At 65.2% G+C, this 12,140-nt stretch carries 12 protein-coding genes and 1 other RNA gene; 4 read left to right on the top strand and 9 right to left on the bottom strand.

Annotation, left to right across the window (positions count from 1 at the left end; translation table 11 throughout):
• Positions 1-105: 105 nt before the first annotated feature.
• On the top strand, positions 106-615 hold the full coding sequence (locus tag ABIB66_RS05320; RefSeq protein ID WP_354101180.1) for a TIGR02281 family clan AA aspartic protease: 510 nt from the start codon (positions 106-108) through the stop codon (positions 613-615).
• Positions 616-799: 184 nt separating this feature from the next.
• Entirely contained in the window at positions 800-2,299 is a 1,500-nt protein-coding gene (locus ABIB66_RS05315; RefSeq protein ID WP_275172885.1) for a phosphomannomutase/phosphoglucomutase, read from the top strand.
• Between the two features lie 142 nt (positions 2,300-2,441).
• On the opposite strand, the gene ABIB66_RS05310 is transcribed toward ABIB66_RS05315, so the two are convergent.
• The 9 genes from ABIB66_RS05310 to ABIB66_RS05270 all read right to left on the bottom strand — a co-directional run bounded on the left by ABIB66_RS05310 (position 2,442) and on the right by ABIB66_RS05270 (position 9,935).
• Positions 2,442-2,951, bottom strand: coding sequence for an Lrp/AsnC family transcriptional regulator (locus ABIB66_RS05310; RefSeq protein ID WP_007604670.1), 510 nt, complete (start codon positions 2,949-2,951; stop codon positions 2,442-2,444).
• 67 nt (positions 2,952-3,018) lie between these two features.
• Entirely contained in the window at positions 3,019-3,972 is a 954-nt protein-coding gene (locus tag ABIB66_RS05305; RefSeq protein WP_354064089.1) for a PfkB family carbohydrate kinase, read from the bottom strand.
• An 8-nt stretch (positions 3,973-3,980) separates the two neighbouring features.
• The gene (gene nudC, locus ABIB66_RS05300) at positions 3,981-4,919 is read right to left on the bottom strand and encodes an NAD(+) diphosphatase (RefSeq protein WP_354064091.1); all 939 of its coding nucleotides are present in this window, start codon (positions 4,917-4,919) and stop codon (positions 3,981-3,983) included.
• An 11-nt stretch (positions 4,920-4,930) separates the two neighbouring features.
• On the bottom strand, positions 4,931-5,350 hold the full coding sequence (locus ABIB66_RS05295; protein WP_354064093.1) for an HIT domain-containing protein: 420 nt from the start codon (positions 5,348-5,350) through the stop codon (positions 4,931-4,933).
• Positions 5,351-5,627: 277 nt separating this feature from the next.
• The gene (locus ABIB66_RS05290; RefSeq protein WP_275172881.1) at positions 5,628-6,755 is read right to left on the bottom strand and encodes a muconate cycloisomerase family protein; all 1,128 of its coding nucleotides are present in this window, start codon (positions 6,753-6,755) and stop codon (positions 5,628-5,630) included.
• Entirely contained in the window at positions 6,752-7,507 is a 756-nt protein-coding gene (locus ABIB66_RS05285; protein WP_354206248.1) for an SDR family NAD(P)-dependent oxidoreductase, read from the bottom strand. The genes ABIB66_RS05290 and ABIB66_RS05285 overlap by 4 nt, the downstream gene beginning before the upstream one ends.
• Positions 7,507-8,304 carry an amino acid ABC transporter ATP-binding protein gene (locus ABIB66_RS05280; RefSeq protein ID WP_354206250.1) on the bottom strand — a complete coding sequence of 266 codons (798 nt, stop codon included), beginning with the start codon at positions 8,302-8,304 and terminating at the stop codon, positions 7,507-7,509. Before ABIB66_RS05280 ends, ABIB66_RS05285 begins: the two co-directional genes overlap by 1 nt.
• The gene (locus ABIB66_RS05275; RefSeq protein ID WP_354206252.1) at positions 8,301-8,963 is read right to left on the bottom strand and encodes an amino acid ABC transporter permease; all 663 of its coding nucleotides are present in this window, start codon (positions 8,961-8,963) and stop codon (positions 8,301-8,303) included. Before ABIB66_RS05275 ends, ABIB66_RS05280 begins: the two co-directional genes overlap by 4 nt.
• Positions 8,964-9,089: 126 nt before the next feature.
• Positions 9,090-9,935 carry a transporter substrate-binding domain-containing protein gene (locus tag ABIB66_RS05270; RefSeq protein ID WP_354206254.1) on the bottom strand — a complete coding sequence of 282 codons (846 nt, stop codon included), beginning with the start codon at positions 9,933-9,935 and terminating at the stop codon, positions 9,090-9,092.
• A gap of 192 nt (positions 9,936-10,127) precedes the next feature.
• Here ABIB66_RS05270 and ffs point away from each other — a divergent pair.
• Positions 10,128-10,224: signal recognition particle sRNA small type (gene ffs, locus ABIB66_RS05265), an RNA gene on the top strand.
• A 94-nt stretch (positions 10,225-10,318) separates the two neighbouring features.
• A complete protein-coding gene (locus tag ABIB66_RS05260; RefSeq protein WP_354254360.1) occupies positions 10,319-12,139 on the top strand; it encodes a DNA polymerase III subunit gamma/tau in 1,821 nt (606 codons plus the stop codon).
• The last annotated feature ends 1 nt before the right edge of the window (position 12,140 follow it).

Below are 12,140 nucleotides of genomic sequence, written 5' to 3'. Positions count from 1 at the left end.
GTCCGCTCATCCTTTTCGTCAAAATAGCACAGCTCTGGCCGCAGCGTCGCTCGCGGAGCGGCCTGCCGCGTGGTGAAATCGAGCTTCCGGCTCGGAAGTGGTGTGATGCGTAACATAATGATCTTCGCGGCGATCATGATCGGCCTTGGCACCTTCATGGCCCAGATGGCGGACAGGATGAGCTCCGCCTCGGCGACGTCGGTGCCGCGCACGGTAGCAGTCGCGTCCATGGCGCCGGCCGGCGGCCGCAGCCTCAACATCCCCCGCGACGGCCGCGGCCACTTCCAAACCGATGGCCGGATCGAAGGCCAGCGCATTGGCTTCATGGTAGACACCGGCGCCTCCGTGGTTGCGCTGAACGAGACCTCGGCTGCCCGTTTCGGCCTGCGTCCCTCGCGCAGCGATTACAATGCCACCGTCTCCACCGCCAACGGCACCATCAAGGCCGCGCGCACCCGCATCGCCATGCTCGATGTCGGCGGCCTCGTGGTACGCGATGTCGATGCCATGGTGCTGCCGGACGAGGCGCTGTCCGAGAACCTGCTCGGCCTCTCCTTCCTCTCCCGCCTCAAGCGCTTCGAATACGCCAACGGTCAGATGGTGCTGGAGCAGTAAGGGTCTCTCAAAGGCTCCGGCGACCGCATATTTCAAGAAAATCTCTATTCCGACCGCGGCCAGATTTCCCCGTTACCAAACTGCCGCAATTATCATCCATAAGCTGCCATTCCCGCCTTCCGCTGCAGCCCGGCATTCGCTAAGGCTGCATCAAATCCTGGCTCTTTTTCACGAGACCGTCTCAATGTTCCCCAAGCCGAAATCCGTGTTGCTGCCCAACACCTATGCCTTCGAATCCGAGCCGATGGTGAAGGCCACGGGCTTTCGCGAATACGACGCGCGCTGGCTGTTCCAGAAGGAAATCAACCTGATGGGAATCCAGGCGCTCGGCATGGGGCTGGGCGCGCTGATCGCGGAGCTCGGCGTCAGCCAGGAGATCGTCACCGGTCATGATTTCCGCGGCTATTCGGCCTCGATCAAATATGCGCTGATCTCCGGCTTGATGGCAGCAGGCTGCAAGGTGCACGACATCGGGCTCGCGGTGACGCCGATGGCCTATTTCGCGCAGTTCGACCTCGACGTGCCCTGCTGCGCCATGGTCACGGCCTCTCACAACGACAATGGCTGGACCGGCGTGAAGATGGGCGCCAACCGCCCGCTGACCTTCGGTCCCGACGAGATGACGCGGCTGAAGGAGATCGTGCTGGGCGCCGAGTTCAAAAACAAGGCCGGCGGCTCCTATCAATTCCACGAGAATTATCCGGCGCGCTACATCGCCGATCTCACCAGCCGCCCGAAGCTCAAGCGCAAGCTCAAGGTCGTCGCGGCCTGCGGCAACGGCACCGCCGGCGCGTTCGCGCCGCAGGTGCTGGAGGCGATCGGCTGCGAGGTGATCCCGCTCGACACCGAACTCGACCACACCTTCCCGAAATACAATCCGAACCCCGAAGACATGGAGATGCTGCACGCGATCCGCGACGCGGTGCTGCAGCACAAGGCCGATGTGGGCCTCGGCTTCGACGGTGACGGCGATCGCTGCGGCGTCGTCGACAACACCGGAGAGGAGATCTTTGCCGACAAGGTCGGCGTGATGCTGGCGCGCGACATGTCGGCAATCCACAAGGACGCGCAGTTCATCGTCGACGTGAAGTCGACCGGCCTCTTCATCACCGATCCGGTGCTGCAGAAGCAGGGTGCAAAAACCACCTACTGGAAGACCGGCCATTCCTACATGAAGCGCCGCACCCATGAGACGGGTGCGCTCGCCGGCTTCGAGAAGTCCGGCCATTTCTTCTTCAACAAGCCGTATGGACGCGGCTATGACGACGGTCTCGTCTCGGCGCTCGCGATCTGCGACATGCTCGACCGCGCCCCCGGCAAGTCGATGGCCGATCTGAAGAACGCGCTGCCAAAAACCTGGTCGTCGCCGACCATGTCGCCGCATTGCGCCGACGAGGTGAAGTACGGCGTCATCGACAAGGTGGTGAAGCACTTCGAGGGCTTGCAGACCAAGGGCGCCAAGATCGGCGGCCAGTCGATCCGCGATCTCGTCACCGTCAACGGCGTCCGCGTCACGGTCGAGGACGGCAGCTGGGGCCTGGTGCGTGCCTCCTCCAACAAGCCCGAGCTCGTCGTCGTGGTCGAGAGCCCGGTCTCCGAGCAGCGCATGCACGACATGTTCGAGATGGTGAACAGCGTGCTGCGCACCCATCCCGAAGTCGGCGAGTACAATCAGAAGATCTGAGGCGCGAGGCTAGCCTCACTTGCTGTCGTGCCCCGCGCAGGCGGGCATCCAGTACGCCGGGGCTTCTCGATCGATTTCAGGCGTCACGGAGTACTGGATCGCCCGGTCAAGCCGGGCGATGACAGCTTCTCGGTGGTGACGTCTAAGCCGCCACCACCGCCGGGATCGGCAGCGCGGTGACCGACTTGATCTTCTCCATCGCGAAGCGCGAGGTGACGTTCTTCAGCGGCACGGCGCTGATCAGTTTCTTGTAGAACACGTCATAGGCCTGCATGTCCGCGACGACGACGCGCAGCATGTAGTCGACGTCGCCGGCCATACGATAGAACTCCATCACCTCGGGCATGGCGCTGACGGCTTCGGCGAATTTCTTCAGCCAGGCGTCGGAATGGTCGGAGCTCTCGACCGACACGAACACGGAGATGCCGAGGCCGATCTTGTTCTGGTCGACCAGCGCCACCCGCTTGGTGATCACGCCGTCTGCCTCCAGGCGCTGGATACGCTTCCAGCAGGGGGTCGAGGACAGGCCGACGCGGTCGCCGATCTCGGCGACGGAGAGGGAGGCATCGTCCTGGAGCACCATCAGAATCTTGCGGTCGATGGCGTCGAGGCGGCGGCTGGTCTCGGGGAGCGGGACGGCGAGATCGGTCATTTGAAGAACTTTGTTCCATATCAAGGGTTGATTTCCCTGATATAGAGAAAATCTTTCTATAGCAAGTCTATAATCTCGGCGTCCGTCCGAGCGTCGTCGCGCGCGGCGTGTTCAAAAGCTCTTCGACTTCAAGACGTTGCGGGGCGGCCAGGCCGCCGCCGTGGCGGGTGCATTTCAGCGCCGCGGCGCCCGCGGCGAATTGCAGCGCCTGCCGCGCGCCGCTGCCTTCAGCAAGGCGAAGCGTGAAGGCGCCCTGGAAGACGTCGCCCGCGCCGAGCGTATCGACCGCCTGAACCGAGACCGCCGGCGTCTGCTCCAATTCGCCGCTCTCGTTCAGCCAGATCGTGCCGCGCGGGCCGCGGGTGGCGGCGAGGAAGGCGGGCGTGAGCGCGGCCAGGCGCTGCAACGCCTCGCCATCATCGGTGATGCCGGCGGTCTCCTGCACCTGTTCACTGGCGAACAGCAAATGCGAGGCGGCCGTGAGCAGGCTGTCCTGCAGCGACATCGCGCGATCGACGCCGACGACGACGGCAATACCGCGCCGGCGTGCCTCAGTGCAGAGGTCCGTGCAGAACGATGCGCAGCGGCTCTCGACGAGGACCGCCTGACAATCGGCGAGCAGCTTGTCGGCGTCCGGCAGCTGCACGGTCGACAACATGGGATCGCGATAGATGGTGAGGGTTCGTTCGCCCGAGGGCTCGATCATGATCGCCGACACCGGCGTCGTGAGCCCCGGCATGCGGACGATGTGCGTGGTCTCGATCGCTTCAACTTCCATCCGTTCGAGGATGAAGCGGCTCGACGTCTCCCGGGCATCGCCCATGGGGCCCGCGAAGGAGACGCGGCCGCCAAGCCGCGCGATGGCGATCGCGGCATTGAGCGCGTTGCCGCCGCAGATCTCCGCGAGGTGCGTGGCATTGGCCTTGCTGCCGCGCGCGGGCACGGCCTCGACCCGAAAGGTCAGGTCGCGCACGGGAATGCCGATGCAGAGGACGCGCGGCGCGATCACAGAGGGCGCCATCTCCGGTCTCAGCTCTTGTCGTGCACCCAGCGGCCGAGCAAATGATGGGCGATGGCGAACGGGTGCGGACCGGCGAGCCCGTCGGGATGGGTCCGCGTCAGCATCAAGGCGGCCTCCTCGCGCGTGAACCAGCGCGCATCCTCCAGCTCCGAATGATCGACGACGATGTCCTCACTCACGGCCCGCGCGCTGCAGCCGATCATCAGCGACGACGGATAGGGCCAAGGCTGGGTCATGTAATATTGCACGTCGGTGCAGCGGATCCCGGACTCTTCGAGGATCTCGCGGCGCACCGCGTCCTCGATGGTTTCGGCGGCCTCGACGAAACCGGCGAGGCAGGAATACATGCCCGGCGGAAACTGCTTCTGGCGGCCGAGCAGGCATTTGTCGCCGGCGGCGACGTGCATGATCACGACCGGGTCAGTGCGGGGGAAATGCTCGGCCTTGCAACTCGGGCACTCCCGCTTCCAGCCGCCTTCCTTCATCCCGGTACGCGTGCCGCAATTGGCGCAATAGCCGTGGCGCTGGTGCCAGCTCACCATCGACTTCGCCATCGCGATCGCCGACAGCTCCTTCGGCGGCACCGCGCCCTGCATCGCCATGCCGCGCAGCTCGCTCAGCGCGTAGTCTTCGCGCCCGATCAGCTTCTCGGACGCGGCCTGCGACAGGCCCATCCCGAACATCGCGGCGCCGTCGCGCAGGCCGAGAAAAATCGTGCCGGGATTGGCGCCGCATTTCAGCGCCTCGTCGATTCCGAGCAGCGCGCGCACTTTTTCGCCCTCGCGCTTCACCAGCAGCGAGTCGCGGTAGACGACATAGGCGCGCGACGACGGCTTCTGCTCCATCGCGAACAGCTTTTCGTCGTCGCGCCGCAGATGCGCCGCGCGGTCGAGAATGTTGGTGACGAAGGCCGGCTGCCCCAGCGGAAACGAGTCGAATGCTGACATTTCTTGTTCTTTCAACCCAACCAGATCTTGCGGCGAAGCGCGCTGATGAAAGTCTGCACCTCCGTGGCGTCGTGCGCCAAGGGCTGCATCACGCCCCATACCGGCCGCGGCCAGGCGGCGTCACTGGTGCGGCGCGCGATGACGTGGACGTGAAGCTGCGGCACGAGGTTGCCGAGTGCCGCGATGTTGAGCTTGTCGCATCTGGTGATCTCCTTCAGCGCACGCGAGACGCGGGAGATCTCGGTCATCAGCTGCGCCTGCTGCACCTCGTCGAGATCGATGATCTCGACCGCATCCGCGCGCCGCGGCACCAGCAGCAGCCAGGGATAATGCGCGTCCTTGATGACCAATACCTTGGACAGCGGCAAATCGCCGATGTCGATGGTGTCCTCTTTCAGGCGAGAGTGCAGCGACCAGGCGGGTTCGGACATGAAGGTTTCCGGATGGCCCGATGGGAGTCGGGCGTGGCGGGGCGGAACCCCTGAATATTGGCTCCGACCATACGATACCGAATCTGATTGGGGAAGGATGAGGCTCCGCAGGGGCCGCATACGCGATCGTAGTCCTGGACAAGCGCAGCGCAGATCCAGGACCCATTACCACAGGATTCGGTTTGGCGAAGATTCGGGGTTACCAACTTCGTGCCACAAACTTCTCCTTGGGGTAATGGGTCCTGGCCTTCGCCAGGACGACGGTGGGGGCGTGCCTTTACGCCTCCGCAAGCACCCGCGCATTGGCGCGGACCGAGGCTTCGCTCACACGAATCCCGAGGCCGGGGCCGTCGGGCACCACGACGTGGCCGCCGCGATTGGCGACGCGCTCTTCCAGCACGTCCTCGGTCAGCACATGGTGCGGCATGTAGAATTCGCAGCCGAGCGAGATCCCCGGCGTCGCTGCGATCAGCTGCGTGCCGGCGGCAAGCCCGATGCCGCCCTCCCACAGCGTGCCGCCATAGCCGGGGAGGCCGGCGATGTCGGCGATCGCCATGATCGCCTGCGCCTCGAACAGGCCGCCGGCCTTCATCAGCTTGATCGAGACGGCATCTGCCGCCTCGCGGCGCACCACCTCCATCATGTCGCGGCGGTCGAAGCAGCTTTCGTCCGCGAGCACGGGTGTCTCAAGCGCCGCGGTGAGCTGCGCCATCACGTCGAGAAATTTGCGCGGCACCGGCTGCTCGATGAAGGTCGGCGCAAACTGCTCGATGTCGCGCAGGATCTTGATGGCGCCGAACGGCGCCAGCGCCTGGTTGTAGTCGACGCGAAGATCGACCTTGTCGCCGAATTCTTTCCGGATCGCCGCGAGGTGATCGAGATCCTCGCGATGCGGCTTCACGCCGGTCTTGACCTTGTAGATGACATTGCCGTCCGGAACCATTTTCCGCATGCGTTCGAGATCGGCGGCGAAATCGGGATCGGCGATTGAGAACGACAGCGGGATCGTGTCGCGCACGCGGCCGCCGAGCAGGTCGGCGACCGAAAGTCCCGACGACTTGCCGACGATGTCGAGCAGCGCCATTTCGATCGCGACCTTGGCTTCGGCATGTCCGACCAGCGCGCGATCGAGCTCGGCCATCAGCGCGCGGATGCGGCGCACCGACTTGCCGAGCACGATCGGCCGTAAATAGATGTCGAGCGCGGCGAACGCGGCTTCCGGCGTTCCCGTGAACACTTCCCACGGTGCGGCCTCGCCCCAGCCGATCACGCCGTCGCTCGCGGTGAGCTCGATCAGCACGCGCTTCACCGTGCCCTTGACGCTGCCGACGCCCTGGAGGCGCGCCATTTTGATCGGGCTCTCGATCAGGAACAGCCTGATCCGTTCGACGGTTGCTTCGGTCATGTCAGGCCTCCATTGACGTGCCAGACCTGGCCGGTGACGTAGGATGCTTTCGGGGAGGCCAGGAAGGCGATGATCTCGGCCACTTCCTCCGGCCGTCCGCGGCGGCCCATCGGGATCAGCGCCTCGGTCGCTGCGATCTGTTCGGGTGAAAGCCGGCTTTCGCTGGGCTTGTCCTTGACGATGAGGCCCGGTGCCACGGCATTGACGGTGATGCCCTCCCTGGCGAGCTCGACTGCGGTGAGGCGCACCAGCGCTTCGAGCGCGGAGCGGCTCGCGGCCGTGGCTGCGAAGGGCGCGAACTCCGGCCGGATCGCGTGGGCGACGAAGGACGACACTGCCACGATCCGCGCATCTCGTCCCGCACGCAGCAGCGGCAGCGCGGCGTCCACCAGCCGCGTGAACGCCAACGCCGATTCGTCCATCGCCTTGCGGAACTGATCCGCCGGCGTGCCGATCGCGCTGCCGCGCCGGGCATGGCCGCCGACCAGGATCAATCCATCGAGCCGGCCGAAGGCGGCTTGCGCGGCGGCGACGGCGTCGGTGACCGCAGCCTCCTCGGCGAGATCGCCGAGGCATTTCGCGACGATCGCACCTTGCGCTTCGGCCTCCGCCGCCGTGGCGTCGAGGCCGACTGCGTTGGAGCGCGTGTGCAGCAGCAGCGCGGTGCCAGGGGCCGCGAGCAGTTTTGCAGTGGCACGGCCGATGCCGCTGGCGGCGCCGGTGACGAGATAGACGCGATTGATTTCGGACATCACGATGCCGTTGTAACCGGCGGCAGCGCGCCGGTGCGGTGGAAATGGCTGAGGAAGGCGCGCGTCGCCGCTGCTTGCGGATTGTCGATGACCTGCCGCGCCGGGCCTTCCTCGACCACGACGCCGTCGCGCATGAAGATCAGACGGTCGGCGACTTCGCGGGCAAAGGCGATCTCGTGGGTCACGATCACCATGGTCATGCCCTCCGACGCCAGCTGCTGGATCACGGCGAGCACCTCGCCGACAAGCTCGGGATCGAGCGCGGAGGTGGCCTCGTCGAACAGCATTACGTCCGGCTCCATGGCGAGCGCCCGCGCAATCGCGACGCGCTGCTTCTGTCCGCCGGAGAGCGTTGCCGGATATTGGTCGGCCTTCTCTGCAAGGCCCACCTTCGCGAGTTGAGCCCGGGCCAGCCTCTCGGCGTCAGCCCTCGCCATGCGCCGCACCGTGACCGGCCCCTCCATCACGTTCTGGAGCGTCGTCATGTGCGGGAACAGATTGAAATGCTGGAACACCATGCCGGTGGTGGCGCGAAATCTTGCCAGCGTCTTCACGTCCGGCAGCTTTGTGCCTTCTCCGAAAGCAAAGCGGGTGTCGCCGACGCGAACGCTGCCGCCGTCGGGCGTCACCAGGAGGTTGATGCAGCGGAGCAGCGTCGACTTGCCGGAGCCGGACGGGCCGATCAGCGCGACGACGCCTCCCTTGGCGACATCGAGATTGATGTTCTTCAAGACCTCGTTGCTGCCAAAGCTTTTGCGCAGCGCCCGGATCTCAATCTTGGAAGGGGTCTCGCTCATTCGCCGACCGCCAGTCGTTTCTCGCCGCGCCGGACCATGATGGTCAGGGGAATCAGGATCGCCGCATAGGCGACCGCTACGGCGGTGTAGGTTTCCAGCGGACGGTAGCTGTCATGAGCGGCGACCTGGCTCTGATAGACCAGGTCTGGCACCGCCAGCACCGAGACCAGAGAGGTGTTCTTGAACTGGATGATCGACTGGTTCATCAGCGCCGGGATCATCCGCTTGATCGCCTGCGGCAGCACGATGCGGCGCATGCTCTGTCCCGGCGTCATGCCGAGCGCGGCGCCGGCTTCAGGCTGGCCGCGGTCGATCGAGATGATGCCGCCGCGGATGATCTCCGAATAGAACGAGCCGCCATAGAGCGACAGCGCCAGCGCCGAGGCCGTGATCGGCGTCATCTCGACACCGGCCAGGATCGGCAGCGCGTAATAGAACCAGATCAGCTGCACCAGGATCGGCGTGCAGCGGAACGCCTCGATGAAGGTGAGCGCGAGAAGGCGCACCGCGCGAAAGCGCGACAGGGTGCCGAAGGCGCCGAACAGGCCGAAGACGAGGCCGAGCACCACAATGACCACGGTGAAGCCGACGGTGACGCCGAGCCCGTTGAGAAAGAGCCAGCGATAGCTCCAGAGGATACCGAAGTCCCACTGATACATGCGTGTGTTACTCGTCGTACGCCTTGACAGCCGGCATTGTCGTTCCGGGGCGATGCGAAGCATCGAACCCGGAACCTCGAGATTCCGGGGTTCGCCCTTCGGGCGCCCCGGAATGACAGTGGAAGACTACAGCGAAACGCCCGGCGGAATGTCCGCCTCGGTCACGCCCACCAGCTCCATGTTGGTGATGATCGCGTTGCGGATGAAGCCGAGGCCCTTGTTGAAGTCGATCCAGGTGTTGACGTAGTCGCGCCAGGTCTTGTCGGTCTCGCGGCGGAAGCCGGCATTCGACGTCGTGGCGAAGATCGGCGTCGGCAGCACGAACTGGCCGAGCGAGGGGTTTTTCTTCAGCACCGTCAGCGACAGCATGGTGATCAGGCACTGCGCATCGACGCGGCCGGTCTGGAGCGCGGCGGTGGCGTCGTCGGCGGTCTTCAGCCGCGAGATCTGCGCCTTCGGCGTCAGGCGGCTGACGACCTGGTCGTGCGAGGAGCCCTGGTCGACCGCGATCTTGACGTCGGGCGAGTTCAGCTCGGCCCAGCTCTTCGGCTTGAAGTCCTTCTTGCAGAGGATGCCGAAGGCGTTGTTGAAGACTGGCACCGAGAAATCGACCACCAGCGCGCGCTTCGGGGTCGGGTTGAGGCCGAAGAAGATGTCGATCTTGTTGGACTGCAGGTCGAGCACCGAATTGCCCCAAGTGGTTTCGGTGATCTCGAGCTCGGCCTCCATGTCCTCCGCGAGTGCTTTCGCGATGTCGACGTAAAATCCCTTCCACTGGCCGGTCGAAAGATCCTTCATGTAATAGGGCGCGCCGCCGCCGACCGCGCCGATCCGCATCTTCTTGGTGCGGCGGATGCGGGCGAAGGTCGATTCGTTGGAATCGGCGGTCTGCGCCACGGCCGGGGAGGCCAGCGTCGCCGCGCCAATCGCGCCAAGTCCGACAATCGATGCAACATCACGACGTGTAACCATTGGGATCAATCGCTTTTCTGTTGGAAGGGGTTCCGGCAGCGTTCTTACCAAGGCGCCTCCGGCAGTGAAAGCACAGCCTATCGGCTGGGCAGGCCGGGAATTGCCCGGATGCTGGGCAAGTCACGATGAAGCCCAGCCGTTCAAGCCGATGCCCGCTTGCTTTCCGGTCCTTTTGGCCCCAAATAGGGACCGGGAGATTGGCGGTGGACGAGCCACTCGCCAACCGGGTCAGGTCCGGAAGGAAGCAGCCCTAACGAGGTCCGGATCGGGTCGCTCGTCAGTCTCCTACCTGTTTTTCCGAGCGAATTGCGCCGGCGGCTCGGGCCGCCAGCGCGCTCCTTTCCGCAAAGCCGGCCGAAAGACACTTCATTGCGGATCGACCGATGACCGACGCTGGCGCCCCTCCCAACCCTGATAGCGCCGGCCAGGCCAGCACGCCGTACCGGGTGCTGGCGCGGAAATACCGTCCCTCCAGCTTCGACGATTTGATCGGCCAAGAGGCCGTGGTCCGCACCGTCTCCAATGCGTTCGAGACCGGCCGCATTCCGCAGGCCTGGATTCTCACCGGCGTCCGCGGGGTCGGCAAGACCACCACCGCGCGAATCCTTGCCCGTGCGCTCAACTACGAGATGCCGGATGGCTCGGTGAAGGGCCCGACGGTCCAGATGCCGACGCTCGGCGTGCATTGCCAGGCGATCATGGAAAGCCGGCACATGGACGTGCTGGAGATGGACGCGGCGTCCCATACCGGCGTCGACGACGTTCGTCAGATCAATGACAGCGTCCGCTACGCGCCGGCCAGCGCCCGCTACAAGGTCTACATCATCGACGAAGTCCACATGCTGTCGACGGCGGCGTTCAACGCCTTCCTGAAGACACTGGAGGAACCGCCGGAGCACGCCAAATTCGTGTTCGCGACCACCGAGATCCGCAAGGTTCCGGTCACGGTGCTGTCGCGCTGCCAGCGTTTTGACCTGCGCCGCGTCGAGGCCGACGTGCTGATGAAGCATCTGGCCAACATCGCGGCCAGGGAAAACGTCGAGATCGAGCCGGAAGCGCTCGGCATCATCGCGCGCGCCGCGGAAGGCTCGGTGCGCGATTCGCTCTCGCTGCTCGATCAGGCGATCGCGCATGCGGCAGGCACCGTGAAGGCCGATGCCGTCAGGCAGATGCTGGGGCTTGCCGACCGCACCCGTGTCATCGATCTCTTCGATTCGCTGGCGCGTGGCGACATCGCGTCCGCGTTCAGGGAGTTCCGCGACCAGTACGACGTCGGCGCCGATCCGATCGTCGTGCTCTCCGATCTCGCCGAATTCGTCAATTTCGTCACCCGTGTGAAGATCGTGCCGGCGACCGCCGACAACGTCGCCTATGGCGAGACCGAGCGCGTGCGCGCGCGGGATTTCGCTTCGAAGATCTCGATGCGCGTGCTGTCGCGGATGTGGCAGATGCTGCTCAAGGGCATCACCGAGGTGCAGGCCGCGACGCGGCCCGCCGCGGCCGCCGAGATGGTGCTGGTGCGCATCGCCTATGTCGCCGACCTGCCGACGCCGGACGAAGCGATCAAGATGCTGGAGCAGAACGGCGGCGGTTCGCCGGTCGTGAGCGGCGGCAGTGCCGCGCGCAACGCGCCGGCCGGGCCGGTGGCGTCCGCGGCTCCGGTTCGCATGCCGACATCGCCATCGTCCTCGTTCGGCGGCGGCGGTGGTGCCCGTCCGCAGATGGCAACGCCTGCGCCGGATCCGCAAGCTGCCGCGCCCGTGTTGCGCGTCACGAGCTTCACCCAACTCGTTGCGCTGGCCGGGCAGAAGCGCGACCTCCTGACCAAGGGCGCGCTCGAAGGCGACATGCGCCTCGTTCGTTTCGAGGAGGGGCGCCTGGAAGTCGCGCTCGAGCCCAACGCCTCGAAGACCATGATTTCCGATCTCGCGCGCAAATTCGAGCTTTGGACCGGGCGCCGCTGGACCGTGATCGTCTCCAACGAGCCGGGCCAGCCGACGCTGCGCTCGGTGAGCCAGGCGGCCAAGCAGGAACATGCGCGCACCGCCGAGGCCGATCCGCGCGTGCGGGAGGTTCTGTCGCGTTTTCCGGGTGCGAAGGTCGTCGAGGTCCGCAGGCTTGCCCCCGAGGCGCCGGAATCCGCTATTAATGCCGACTATGGCAGTGACGATCCGCCCGACGGTTCGGACGGCGACGATCTCTAGA

Origin of the sequence: Bradyrhizobium sp. F1.13.3, assembly GCF_040548265.1 — a bacterium.
GTDB lineage: Bacteria > Pseudomonadota > Alphaproteobacteria > Rhizobiales > Xanthobacteraceae > Bradyrhizobium.
This window is presented reverse-complemented; position numbering and strand designations above follow the sequence as displayed.

Coding starts and splice junctions, on each gene's coding strand:
- ABIB66_RS05285 (WP_354206248.1), bottom strand. CDS start 7,507: ATGTCCGAAATCAATCGCGTCTATCTCGTCACCGGCGCCGCCAGCGGC.
- ABIB66_RS05315 (WP_275172885.1), top strand. CDS start 800: ATGTTCCCCAAGCCGAAATCCGTGTTGCTGCCCAACACCTATGCCTTC.
- ABIB66_RS05295 (WP_354064093.1), bottom strand. CDS start 5,350: ATGTCCGAACCCGCCTGGTCGCTGCACTCTCGCCTGAAAGAGGACACC.
- ABIB66_RS05270 (WP_354206254.1), bottom strand. CDS start 9,935: ATGGTTACACGTCGTGATGTTGCATCGATTGTCGGACTTGGCGCGATT.
- ABIB66_RS05320 (WP_354101180.1), top strand. CDS start 106: ATGCGTAACATAATGATCTTCGCGGCGATCATGATCGGCCTTGGCACC.
- ABIB66_RS05280 (WP_354206250.1), bottom strand. CDS start 8,304: ATGAGCGAGACCCCTTCCAAGATTGAGATCCGGGCGCTGCGCAAAAGC.
- ABIB66_RS05290 (WP_275172881.1), bottom strand. CDS start 6,755: ATGACCGAAGCAACCGTCGAACGGATCAGGCTGTTCCTGATCGAGAGC.
- ABIB66_RS05260 (WP_354254360.1), top strand. CDS start 10,319: ATGACCGACGCTGGCGCCCCTCCCAACCCTGATAGCGCCGGCCAGGCC.
- ABIB66_RS05310 (WP_007604670.1), bottom strand. CDS start 2,951: ATGACCGATCTCGCCGTCCCGCTCCCCGAGACCAGCCGCCGCCTCGAC.
- nudC (WP_354064091.1), bottom strand. CDS start 4,919: ATGTCAGCATTCGACTCGTTTCCGCTGGGGCAGCCGGCCTTCGTCACC.
- ABIB66_RS05305 (WP_354064089.1), bottom strand. CDS start 3,972: ATGGCGCCCTCTGTGATCGCGCCGCGCGTCCTCTGCATCGGCATTCCC.
- ABIB66_RS05275 (WP_354206252.1), bottom strand. CDS start 8,963: ATGTATCAGTGGGACTTCGGTATCCTCTGGAGCTATCGCTGGCTCTTT.